Genomic DNA, 12,314 nt, shown 5'->3' with positions numbered 1-12,314 from the left:
AGCCTAATGATGGTATAAAAAAATCAAAATCTTCTGATTAGGAAAAATTGTTTTTCCCAAAATGAGTTGCTGCATCTGCGACCATTTGTTTAATATTTTGTTCATTTGATTTTTCACAAATGAGCAACACATCTGCAGTATTTATAATTATATAATCATTTAATCCCTGAACTACGATGAGTTGATCTGTATTACTATGAATAATGCATTGGTTCACATCATACAATAATTGCTTATCTGAATGAATTACATTCTGTCTGTCATCTTGCTTACTAAGATGATATAAGGAACCCCATGTACCCAAATCACTCCAACCAAAATCAACCGTTTTAACATATACATTTTTGGATTTTTCCATCACAGCAAAGTCAATAGAAATAGATTCTACCTGATCATAAATAAGTTCAAGTTGATCCATTGAAAAATCAGAAAACAAAGCACTAATTGCTGGAGTATATTCTTCCATGGCGCTTATGATGGATGATGTTTTCCAAATAAACATCCCACTATTCCATAAATAATTGCCGCTTTCTAAATATTGTAATGCTAAATTATGATTGGGTTTCTCCACAAATGCAACCACTGGAAAAATATCATGCGATTGATTTTCATAGTTATTAAAGTGTATATAACCATATCCTGTATCGGGTCTTGATGCTTGAATGCCCAATGTCAATAATCCCTGAGTTGATTCAACGAATTGAAAACCTTCATGTATGTCTTTAACAAATTGCAAATCGTTTAAAATCAAATGATCAGAAGGAGCAATGAGCATAGATGATTCAGGATCTAAATCTTTTAATACCGCAGCTGCAAAGGCTATGCATGGCGCAGTATTTTTACGTGATGGCTCACAAAGAATTCGGTCGCTTTCTATCAATGGTAATTGATCTTTAACCAATTCGAAATAATCAAGATTCGTGACGACCCAAATATTTTGTTGTGGAACACAAAGACATAATCTATCGAACGTCATTTGTATCAATGATTTACCCGTTCCTAAAATATCTATAAATTGTTTGGGTTTTTGATTCCTGCTTAGCGGCCAAAATCGACTCCCAATTCCACCAGCCATAATGATAGCATGATGATGTTTATTCATTTCATTCACTGCTTACTATTTTTAATTAATGTAGTTGTTCTAATCCTTTACGAATGTTCCCAATAATAATTGGTATGTCTTCCAGTTTCAAAGTTCCAACAGATATTCTATACCATTCAGATTGGTCCGTTCCTCCGAAAGCTTTAAATGGAACCATAGCAACATGACACTCATCTAAAATATATTGTGTTACCTCCGTTTGAACATTCAATGATTTTCCTTCTTTTGTTGTTTTTCCAACTAATGGAAATCTAATGGTCAAATAAATGGCTGCTTGCGGTGGAATAACTTCAATCGGCAATCCCAATTTATGGAGCCCGTCAAAACCTTCAAACAATTGTCTTAACCTCAATTCCACTTGGGGTTTAAACCAATTCAAATAATCATTTACTGCTTTTGGATTTTCTAGAAATCGTGCTGTGGCTATTTGTTCAGCCTTAGGCGCCCATGCCCCTACATGAGACAATATAGCACGCATTTTATTAATAACCTCTAATGGACCAAAACTCCACCCTACGCGCACTCCCGTTGCCGCATAAACTTTTGACAAACCATCAATGTAAATGACGTAATCTCTTAACTCTGGAACCAAATGTACAGGATCCTCATGTTTGAGTCCCCCAAAGGTTAATTGCCAATAAATTTGATCATAAAGAATATAGAGTGGTTTTTTTACACCTTTACGACGTTTATTTTCTTCAAGTACCAACTTTGAAATATCCATCAATACTTCTTTCGAAAAAACAGTCCCGGTGGGATTTTGTGGTGAACAAAGCGCCAGTAAATAGGCATCTTCTATAAAAGGCTTTATATCTTCTGCCCTTGGCATAAAATTTTGTTCCGGCCCAACTTCGAGTTCAATTTTAGCTGCATGATTTAAATGACAATAATGATTATTATTCCATGAAGGAACTGCATAGATGACCTTATCTCCCGGATCCAAAATCGTTTGGTAAACAGCATAAATCAAAGGTCTGGATCCACCTGATATCAGAATTTCCTCAGACGAGTAAGACAGATCTAATTGTTCTTTTAAAGTTTTGGACAATACATTTCGCAATTCCTGAACTCCATTAGCAGCAGGATAGTTGGTATGCCCATCCATATAAGCCTGAATAATAAAATCACGCAAATCAACAGGTATAGGAAATAATTGAGGATCAAAATCCCCAATCGTTAAATTATAGATCTGCTCTCCCTTGCTTTTTCTTGCATTAATTTCGTTACCAAGCTTAATGATTTCTGATGGAATAAGGTTTTCCGCCATTTGAGAAACAAGATTTATGTCTTTCGAAGTTAAGTTTTGATTGAGGCTCATGAATTGGTTTTAGCTTAAGGACGTAAAATATAAAAAAAGTCTAATATGAATGTTTTTTTCTAATCTTGCAGTTCAAATTTGATTAACTCATGTCAAAGAAAAAAGGTGATATCCATTTTTTAGAGGGACCATTAAACAGATGGGAAGAATTCAAATATATGCTTGATGTCTTCTGGGACTTATTCAAAGGAATTCGGGGATTACATTTTGTTGGCCCCTGTGTTACCATCTTTGGTTCTGCTCGATTCAGCAAAGAACACATGTATTATAAGATAACGGAAGACCTTGCTGCTGAAATTGCAAAACTAGGTTTTACTATAATGACCGGTGGTGGTCCGGGAATCATGGAAGCCGCCAATAAAGGGGCCAGGGAAGTGGGCGGAAGAAGCGTAGGTTGCAATATCGTTTTACCCAATGAACAACTACCGAACCCCTATTTAGATCGACATGTAGATATGGATTATTTTTTCACCAGAAAAACCATGTTAATTAAATACTCCTATGCATTTGTGGTCATGCCGGGAGGATTTGGCACTATGGATGAATTTTTTGAAGCCCTTACCTTAATACAAACAGGCAAAATCACCGGATTTCCAATCATCCTCTTTGGAAAATCTTTTCACAGACATCTGGTTGCTTTTATTGAAGATTTGGTCATCAAAGGTACCATTGCCGAAAAAGACAAGGATATGATTTTAGTAACGGACGATATCTCAGAAGCTATAGACCACATCAAAAAAAATGTTGTAGTTAAATCAATTCTTAGACCACACAATCTTTTAAAACCCATTAAGTGGTTGGGTGAAAGTTAGTAGCAAGATATGGACTTCAACTATTTACTTACACAATTTATTTTACCCAGTCCATGTGAAGAAATTATTTATCAAGATCTTCGCATTCGTATAAAGCGAGATGACCTGATACATCTTGTGGTCAGTGGAAATAAATGGCGCAAACTAGAGGGCCATTTATTGCATTATCTAAAATCAACCTACACTAATATATCGAGTATTGGTGGCGCTCATTCTAATCATCTTCATGCATTAGCCTGGACATGCAACCAACTTAAGATTCCCTGTGAACTATACATCTACGGACATCCAGAAAATAATTTGTCACCAACCATGCAAGATGCCTTACTTTGGAATGCCAAATTAAATTTGATTTCCCGATCTCAAAAAGAAACCATTGGAGAATCAATGGCAAAAAACAATACCTATTGGATTGGAGAAGGAGGAATCGGACCATCTGCTGATTTGGGTATTGCAAAATTATTAGCCGAATTTCCAAAAGATTTTGATCATAAAAACAACATCATTGCAATCGCTTACGGATCAGGCACCACACTAAATGCCATATTAAATCAAACTCAACATGTAAAATTAGCCTGCTTATCTCCTGTCAAAAGCAAAGTGCATTTAGATCCTTCAAACCGCATTATAATTCTCGAAGAATCAATTCAAGTTGCATTTGGAGGATTTAATAAAAAACTACTTGCTTTTATAACCTCATTTTATGACCATACAAGCATACTATTAGATCCCATTTATACAGGTCGGTTAATGATGGCTTTCACTGAATTTTTACAGTATTATCCACAAACAGGCGATATCTATTTTCTACATTCTGGCGGATTGCAATCCTGGATAGCATACAATAAAAGACATGCCTCTAAGGCATAATTACCGTAATAACAATTACGTCATTAAGCTAGCAATTCCTAATTAAATCAACTTAAATTAAAAGATTAAATCCAGATTACTTGTATGGCCAATATACATTAGTAAGAAACAAATTTGGATCCTTTACTTCCATTGGGTCATTTGCATATTCTTCGTAGGGCTGTCCATTGGTTTCGTATCCTTTTTCTTTTATGTAAGCTTCTATAGCATCATATGCCATTTTGCTGTTTTCATAAGGTCCCTGGAAGACTGCTTTTATTAATTTTTGACCTATAATTTCAAAACAATAAACCTCACTTTCCTTTAATGACTTACATTTTTTGTCAACTGGCAACATTGCTAGTACTCTTACCAACTTTGCTGTAGGATCAAATTCTGGATAACTAGCTAATGGCATCCCAACGACCTTGATTTGTTCAGGAGTAATTTTCTCATTAATTGCACCATACATCTCTCCAAGTTTGGCGCCTATCTCATTAGGTGAACAAGTTCCAATCATCTGGGCTAGAATCATATTTTTACTAGTCATTTCTTCTACACTTAATACAGAGCCACTTGATAGTTTAGCCATTTGCAGACTATATTCATCAAGAGTTTGAAGACCTTTTTCAAAGTCAGGACCAATCATTTTGTCCATCATTAAATTGAAATATTTACTTATTGGCTTAAAATAAAAAGGCATCCCTTCACCTTCTGAATCCATACTCCAGGTAACTTTTGTTCCCTCTCCTTCGTTTTTCAATGTGTATGTCCCAAATGAAATTCCCATTCCATCAAAATCCATTTTCGCTTTAATGAATTCCGGACTATCTTCAATGATTTCTAATTTGCCATTCCCTACTATTTTACTTTTCCAGGAATAACTGGCTCCCTTCCCTACCAGATTATTTTGATATTCAAGCACAATATTTGTATCCATTCTTATCCATGGCGACCAATTCGGCCACTGGTGTAAATCTGCAATTGATTTATGAATCACAGCTGTGGGTGCTTTAAGTATTGCTGTACGTTCAACATGTGATTTAGAAGGAAGAAAAAAACTGATAAGAATTAAACTTAATAAGATAATGCCTATCCATTTTAGAATTTTAATAATCATTACGTTTTGTTTTGTTTTGTTTGGGAACAAATATAAAGCATTTTTTAGTCATCAAAAATCTCATATCAAAAAATAGTCTACTTGACTTCGGAATTGTAAATACCCAATAATGCCAATTGAGAGCAATAGCAAAAAGAAATATGTTGTTACAACAACATGATAATAAAATTACAATAGAAGCTAAAAATTATTTTGCTGCGCTTTCTGCTTTCTTATGGTCTTCCAAAAATTTCGCCAAGCCAATATCTGTCAAAGGATGTTTCAGTAATCCGAGAATAGCATCCAAGGGACAAGTAACTACATCTGCTCCTGCTTTGGCCGATTCAACGATTTGATATGAGCTTCGAATCGATGCAGCTAAAATTTCAGTCTCATATCCCTGTAAAGTATAAATTTCAAAAATATCTTTGATCAATTGCATGCCATCCCAATTCGAATCATCTATTCGGCCAATGAACGGAGATACATAAGTAGCACCCGCTTTTGCTGCAAGTATAGCTTGTCCTGCACTAAATACAAGTGTACAGTTGGTTTTAATCCCTAATTCAGTAAATTCACAAATGGCTTTGATTCCATCCTTAGTCATTGGCACTTTAACAACAATATTGTCTGCTATTTCTGCCAATTCTTTGCCCTCCCTCAACATTCCCTCTAAATCAATTGAAATCACTTCAGCACTGACATCTCCTTCAACCAAATCACAGATCTTTTTATAGTGGCGATAGATATTTTCTTTACCTGAAATACCTTCCTTAGCCATAAGGCTCGGATTGGTGGTGACACCATCAAGAATACCAAGTTCGCTAGCTTCTTTGATTTGATCTAAATTCGCTGTATCTATAAAAAACTTCATAATGGGGGATTTATAAATAAAAAATGGCAAGAGTCCATCGCACCGCTACGACTTCACGCCCTTGCTGTATTTCTACCCTGGGGGATTAGAAGGAGCCAGTCGTGAACCCTCACCAGCCGCAAAAGTATAAAAATTTTGGAAATTAGTTTGCTCAATTTATGTTCAGCCTCAAGCAAGAATTGTCAAATATGGTATAATCACATATTATTGAACATAAATTTTACATAAAACCTTATTGCTCAAATAATAAATGAATAAATATGTAAACTACAAAACAATGACTATTTACTAATCATTTAAATATTCTGTGGCAATAATGTTTCTTCCCTTGGAAAAAAAGATTCCATTCCAGTCCAATAGCCTGACCCTTTAGGAAAGTTAGTAAAAGTCATCTTGATTTTTTGAACCGGATGCACAAACGATATGTGGTAAGCATACAGGCATAAATTATAGGCAGGTTTCTGCAGGACATTACCATATTTAACATCACCCATTAAAGGGCATCCAATATTGGCCATCTGTGCTCTGATCTGATGTGATCTGCCCGTAATTAATTTAATCTGAAATATGAATTTGTCATCTTTTTGGCCCAGCAATTTGTATCGCAATTTTGCCTCTTTGCTTCCGGGAACTTCAATATCGTGAACCGTAGTACGATTAATTTTACTATCCTTCAATAGATAATTGAACAACAAATCTTCTTCTTTAGGAGGAGCAGATTTACTCATGGCAAGATAAAATTTGTCGACAGTCCTTCCTTTAATCTGATCATGAAGTCTAGTGAATGCCTTAGATGTTTTAGCGACCACCATAATACCCCCAACTGGCCTGTCTATTCTCTGAAGCAGGCCTACATAAATTTCGCCGGGCTTACTGTATTTAACTCTTAAATAATCTTTAATAATGTCAACTAAATTAGGATCCCCTGTCTCATCACCTTGTGATAAAAGCCCTGGATATTTCTCCAAAACAATTATGTGATTATCTTCGTATAAAATATGAGGCACCATGAATAGACACAAAAATAAACTAAGTCTGGCAATATCCCCTTGTCCAAATGATACATTTATTTTTGGACCATGGATCAATCAAATGATTTCAGCTCCGCAACATCACGAAGTTGAAGCCCAGTATTATGATATTGAAGAATTAAATATACTGGCTCCTTCAGGGCAATTCGATCTGATTAAAGTAAGTGCAGCAAAGTTTCCTGAAATTATAGACCAATATGATATCCTGAGTTGTGGTGGTGCCTTAGGCACTAATAATGGTCCACTGTTAATAGCAAATCACAACATAGAATTAAATGAAATTCCAAATCTAAAAATAGCACTCCCAGGTGTTCATACAACAGCTCATTTCCTATTCAAATTTGCCTTCCCATCAGCAAAAAAATTACAAAATGTTGTTTTTTCACAAATAGAATCCTTGGTTCTTAATCACCAGGTTGATGCCGGGGTGATAATCCATGAAAACCGTTTTACCTACGAATCCAAAGGCCTATTCAAACTTTTGGATTTAGGAAGTCATTGGGTAGAACAAAATCAACTCCCTATACCATTGGGATTAATAGCAATTAAAAGGAGTCTGAATCCTGAACTTAAACTTCAAATCAAAGCTAATATTCAAGCGTCTATCACATTTTCAAATGATCATTATCCAAAGATTTATCGATTTATTGCACAACATGCGCAGGAATTAAGTGAGGAGGTCATTAAAAAACACATTGACCTTTATGTCAATGAACACAGCTATTCGTTCAACTCCGCTTCTATAGCAGCCATTCATAAATTATTTACCTTGTCGCACCCTACTTTGGATACAAGCACCTTAAATTTTATATAAATACATGTTATACAACTATTAAGATATATATAATAATATTAATTTAAGTATTTTCTTTATAGAACACACAACTGATTTTATTAATTTTAAGTCTAAATACCTTACAAATCTTCATTTTCGACAAAAGTTGGCACAGAATTTGGATAAGGATAATCTGAGTTTTGAGTTTTGGTTATTAAATGAAGATTTGCCCGTATAACGTATACGGGCATTCTTTTTTTTAGGCCATAATATTCATTGGAATTCTTCCTAAGGCTTAATTTAAAGCTTGAGTTATTTATACAGTTCTCATATCCATATCATATTCGATTTCTTTACAGTGCATCAATTATAAATAAAACTGAATTCTATTTAAATGAATATCGGTAAGCGTTGTATTTTCGCCATTATTATCCACAACTAAAAAGAAATTTATGATAATTGGTGTTCCTAAGGAAATTAAATCAAGTGAAAATCGTGTTGCATTAACCCCTGCAGGTGCTTTTGAACTTCACAAACGCGGTCATGATGTATATGTGCAGTCCACAGCAGGCGAAGGAAGTGGATTTCCAGATCACAAGTATATCGATGCGGGTGCTAAAATCCTTAAGACTATTGAAGAAGTTTATGCCATAGCTGAGATGATTATAAAAGTTAAGGAACCCATTGCATCTGAATATCCATTAATCCGGAAAGACCAATTATTGTTTACCTATTTTCATTTCGCATCATATGAACCGTTGACTAATGCAATGATTAAAAGCGAAGCCGTTTGTTTAGCATATGAGACTGTTGAATTACCGGACAGAAGCTTACCATTATTAATTCCCATGTCAGAAGTAGCTGGTCGCATGGCTATACAAGAAGGGGCTAAATATCTTGAAAAACCACAAAAAGGAAAAGGAATACTTTTAGGTGGAGTGCCAGGCGTTCCTCCCGCAAAAGTACTTATTTTAGGTGGTGGTATAGTAGGTACGCAAGCAGCTAAAATGGCGGCAGGATTAGGTGCTCAGGTTACCTTATTAGATATAAGTTTAAATCGATTACGATACCTTGCTGATGTTATGCCGGCTAATGTCATTACCATGTATTCTAATGAATTAACCATCAGAGAACTGGTTAGAACACATGACTTAATAGTAGGAGCAGTATTGATTCCCGGTGCAAAAGCCCCAAATCTGGTTACACGAGATATGTTAAAAACCATGCATCCAGGCACTGTATTGGTCGATGTCGCAATTGATCAAGGAGGTTGTATTGAAACTTCCAAACCTACAACTCACGATGACCCTATATATATAATTGATGAAGTGGTTCATTATTGTGTAGCCAATATGCCTGGAGCAGTACCCTATACTTCCACAGTAGCATTAACCAATGCTACCCTACCATATGCCATCTTACTTGCCGAAAAAGGGTGGAAGAAAGCATGTCAAGAAAATAATTCATTAAAATTAGGACTTAATATTGTTAATGGCAAAGTGGTTTATAAAGGCGTTGCTTCTGCTTTCGATCTGGAATATACTTCTGTAGAAGAATTTTTATAATTTTTTTATATAAAAACAATCTAGGTATTATAAAAACGTCTTATTTTAAGGGGTCGATTTATTATTCACATTTTTAAACCACTTAAATATGTACATAACCTTAGATGAATTACGTCAAATCAAACACCAATTACCCAGTGGCAGTATATCCAGAATCGCCACTAAACTTAATTTGGATGAACAGATCGTTAGAAATTATTTCGGAGCACATCATCTAGAGCACAGTGGGAATCATCTAGAATCTGGTCCAAATGGCGGTGTTGTTCTGATTGAAGATGAAACCATACTAAACATGGCCAAACAAATTATATCTGAAAATTAAAATATAAAAGTCACATTTAACTTTACCTATCAATTGGGTCTTTTTAATAAAAAAGGCCCTTTTTTATTTTGTTGGTTTTGACTTTTGAACAATATCCCGTTCAAATGAAATGATCCACTTAACCAAATCCGAATAACTTTCAATTCCTGAACGAATTCCATTCACTTTTAAATATTGGTCATAAAACAGTAATCTCAACGATTCAAAAACTTCAGGATATCGATCCATTTTTTTGCGTATTTCCTTCAGGTCACTTTGTATTGTTTCAGCTAATTGATCTAATTCAAAAGAGGTCCATTCAGGATCTAAGAGCCACATACTGGAATTCAAATACCTCCAATAAGCTAAATTGCCGCTGTATTTTATTTCGATGTCCTTACTCCGATCACATGCCAGATAAGCTAAAAAATTACACTCCCCTTCATCTGTCCACCCTTTAGCATGACACATTTCGTGGGCCATGGTAAATGGTACTTGAATCCTGTGAATACCACCATCAATATTAGCTTCACCTGAAAATGGCCAATATACACCAGCTGAAGCCCAAATCAAAAGAGATCCCGGCCAAATGATTCTACAATTTACATTTGGAATGTCTACTAATTTAAATTGATTAAATAGTAGTCCCAACTGATCATTCAAAATCCTTTTCAAATCTGGGTCACTTAAACCTTCTAAATTAGAATTTGAATTAACCAAGTTCGATTTTAATACTGTTATTTTTTCAGTTATTTCACAATAAGCGTCTCTTAATTCATACTTATTTATGTTTAAATTAAGAGGCAACCGCTCTATTAAAGGACTTCTAAAATAATTAAAACCCCAGGTTAAATAAAACCAACTGAGGTGTATCATAAGCCCCGAAATCAAATTAACCAATAACCGGATTGCAGAAATTCTCCGTTTTACAGTTAGATAAATTAACCTGATAATACCTACCACGATAAATAAAAACCACAAATAAATAATTGGAATTGGGAGCAACCCCACACTGTAATCCCAAACAAATCGAAATCCTCTATACAAAGTATTGGTATAGAAGTCATCCAACTGGGCTGTTGGTAAACGCTTTAGTAATATTCCTAGACTAAAAGTCAATAAACAAACAACCAAACTAATAAATAAGACCCGATTTGATTTTGTTAAAATCTTTAACATACCTACATTTACAATATTATGTTCCCATTTGAACCATTTAAAACTAGGTATTGTTTCCCAATTAATAAAAATTAAAAAACATGGCATTTGAATTTACAGATAGCAACTTTCCAACTGATGCATTGGCACCAGATAGTGTTTCCGTTGTTGATTTTTGGGCTGAATGGTGTGGCCCTTGTCGGCTTGTAGGACCGATTATTGATGAATTATCCACTGAATATGCGGGTAAAGTAAAAATTGGAAAACTTAATGTGGATCATAATCCGCAGGTTTCAACCCAATTTGGAGTTCGATCAATTCCTACAATACTATTTATAAAGAATGGTCAGGTTGTTGAAAAACATGTAGGAACTGCTACTAAAGCCACTTTAAAACAAAAAATTGACGCTTTAGTCAATTAATAGAATTAAATAGGAATCATCACAGCCCTTATCCGAATACGATAAGGGCATATTTTTTTTTATAGATATGAGTTTTTTTGATCAATTTCCTGTTCAGGCTTTTAATCATCTGGAATTATTGGCTAGTCAAGTGGTGGAAGGTTTTATTATTGGACTACATAAATCACCATTCCATGGCTTTAGTGTTGAATTTGCTGAACATCGGATCTACAATACCGGAGAATCCACAAAAAATATTGATTGGAAAGTATATGGCCGCACCGATAAATTATATTCCAAAAGGTATGAAGAGGAAACCAATTTAAGATGTCAACTAGTTATTGACATCTCCTCATCCATGTATTTTCCTGAGGAAAAACTTTCGTCTGGACTTATTTTGAATAAGTATAAATTCTCAGCACTAGCAGCCGCGTGCATTATGAATTTACTTAAAAAACAGAGAGATGCATTCGGCTTATCCCTTTTTGATCAAGAAATTCAGGTCCATTCAACAACAAAATCGAGCACAACGCATTACCAGTTGCTACTTAATTATCTGGAGCAACGAATGCAAGCTCCAACTGCATATCGAACGACCTCCGCAGCAGAATCACTCCACCAAATAGCAGATCAGATTCATAAAAGATCACTGGTTATCTTATTTACAGATATGTTTGACCATGCAGATAAACTTGATGACATTTTTACTGCCATTCAACATTTAAAACACAACAAACATGAAGTCATTTTATTTCATGTTGTGGATCGAAATCTGGAATTAGAATTCAATTTTGAAAACAGACCTTATCAGTTTGTTGACATGGAAACTGGTGAAAAAGTAAGACTTCAGACTCACCAAATCAAAGAAAAATATTTAAATAACATCCAAAAATATCATGATAGTATCAAATCTAAATGTATACAATATCGTATAGATTATAATGAATCAGATATTCACGCAGGATATAATTATATATTACAATCATTTTTAGTTAAAAGAAAAAAAATGAATTAATTTAAATTTCAATA

Annotated in this window: 13 protein-coding genes; 7 read left to right on the top strand and 6 right to left on the bottom strand. The window is 34.7% G+C overall.

The window, feature by feature from the left end:
• Window positions 1–37 precede the first annotated feature (37 nt).
• Window positions 38–1,111 carry a mannose-1-phosphate guanylyltransferase gene (locus IPK88_13525; protein MBK8244443.1) on the bottom strand — a complete coding sequence of 358 codons (1,074 nt, stop codon included), beginning with the start codon at window positions 1,109–1,111 and terminating at the stop codon, window positions 38–40.
• A gap of 16 nt (window positions 1,112–1,127) precedes the next feature.
• Window positions 1,128–2,369 carry an aminotransferase class I/II-fold pyridoxal phosphate-dependent enzyme gene (locus tag IPK88_13520; protein MBK8244442.1) on the bottom strand — a complete coding sequence of 414 codons (1,242 nt, stop codon included), beginning with the start codon at window positions 2,367–2,369 and terminating at the stop codon, window positions 1,128–1,130.
• A gap of 140 nt (window positions 2,370–2,509) precedes the next feature.
• Between IPK88_13520 and IPK88_13515 the strand changes: the two genes are divergently transcribed.
• Complete coding sequence (locus IPK88_13515; protein ID MBK8244441.1) at window positions 2,510–3,232, top strand: TIGR00730 family Rossman fold protein; 723 nt, start codon at window positions 2,510–2,512, stop codon at window positions 3,230–3,232.
• Window positions 3,233–3,241: 9 nt separating this feature from the next.
• Window positions 3,242–4,102: a hypothetical protein gene (locus IPK88_13510; protein ID MBK8244440.1), complete on the top strand. Its 861-nt coding sequence runs from the start codon at window positions 3,242–3,244 to the stop codon at window positions 4,100–4,102.
• A 76-nt stretch (window positions 4,103–4,178) separates the two neighbouring features.
• On the opposite strand, the gene IPK88_13505 is transcribed toward IPK88_13510, so the two are convergent.
• From IPK88_13505 to IPK88_13495, 3 genes are all read right to left on the bottom strand, one after another.
• Window positions 4,179–5,201 (bottom strand): SRPBCC family protein, encoded by a 1,023-nt coding sequence (locus IPK88_13505; protein MBK8244439.1) that lies wholly within the window; start codon window positions 5,199–5,201, stop codon window positions 4,179–4,181.
• Between the two features lie 187 nt (window positions 5,202–5,388).
• A complete protein-coding gene (gene fsa / locus IPK88_13500; protein ID MBK8244438.1) occupies window positions 5,389–6,054 on the bottom strand; it encodes a fructose-6-phosphate aldolase in 666 nt (221 codons plus the stop codon).
• A gap of 296 nt (window positions 6,055–6,350) precedes the next feature.
• Window positions 6,351–7,022: an RNA pseudouridine synthase gene (locus tag IPK88_13495; GenBank protein ID MBK8244437.1), complete on the bottom strand. Its 672-nt coding sequence runs from the start codon at window positions 7,020–7,022 to the stop codon at window positions 6,351–6,353.
• A gap of 40 nt (window positions 7,023–7,062) precedes the next feature.
• Here IPK88_13495 and IPK88_13490 point away from each other — a divergent pair, with 40 nt between their 5' ends.
• The 3 genes from IPK88_13490 to IPK88_13480 all read left to right on the top strand — a co-directional run bounded on the left by IPK88_13490 (window position 7,063) and on the right by IPK88_13480 (window position 9,747).
• Window positions 7,063–7,899: a 1,4-dihydroxy-6-naphthoate synthase gene (locus IPK88_13490; GenBank protein ID MBK8244436.1), complete on the top strand. Its 837-nt coding sequence runs from the start codon at window positions 7,063–7,065 to the stop codon at window positions 7,897–7,899.
• Window positions 7,900–8,312: 413 nt separating this feature from the next.
• The gene (gene ald / locus IPK88_13485) at window positions 8,313–9,425 is read left to right on the top strand and encodes an alanine dehydrogenase (GenBank protein ID MBK8244435.1); all 1,113 of its coding nucleotides are present in this window, start codon (window positions 8,313–8,315) and stop codon (window positions 9,423–9,425) included.
• 88 nt (window positions 9,426–9,513) lie between these two features.
• The gene (locus IPK88_13480) at window positions 9,514–9,747 is read left to right on the top strand and encodes a DNA-binding protein (protein ID MBK8244434.1); all 234 of its coding nucleotides are present in this window, start codon (window positions 9,514–9,516) and stop codon (window positions 9,745–9,747) included.
• Between the two features lie 63 nt (window positions 9,748–9,810).
• Here IPK88_13480 and IPK88_13475 read toward each other — a convergent pair whose 3' ends face one another.
• The gene (locus IPK88_13475) at window positions 9,811–10,905 is read right to left on the bottom strand and encodes a DUF3810 domain-containing protein (protein ID MBK8244433.1); all 1,095 of its coding nucleotides are present in this window, start codon (window positions 10,903–10,905) and stop codon (window positions 9,811–9,813) included.
• A gap of 80 nt (window positions 10,906–10,985) precedes the next feature.
• Between IPK88_13475 and trxA the strand changes: the two genes are divergently transcribed.
• Window positions 10,986–11,306, top strand: a complete 321-nt coding sequence (gene trxA, locus IPK88_13470) for a thioredoxin (GenBank protein MBK8244432.1) — start codon at window positions 10,986–10,988, stop codon at window positions 11,304–11,306.
• A gap of 67 nt (window positions 11,307–11,373) precedes the next feature.
• Window positions 11,374–12,300, top strand: coding sequence for a DUF58 domain-containing protein (locus IPK88_13465; protein MBK8244431.1), 927 nt, complete (start codon window positions 11,374–11,376; stop codon window positions 12,298–12,300).
• Window positions 12,301–12,314 lie beyond the last annotated feature (14 nt).

The sequence above is a fragment of the Candidatus Defluviibacterium haderslevense genome (genome assembly GCA_016712225.1).
In the GTDB taxonomy this organism is placed as follows: domain Bacteria; phylum Bacteroidota; class Bacteroidia; order Chitinophagales; family Saprospiraceae; genus Vicinibacter; species Vicinibacter haderslevensis.
The sequence above is the reverse complement of the archived record's forward strand: the minus strand, read 5'-3'. Positions and strand labels throughout refer to the sequence as shown.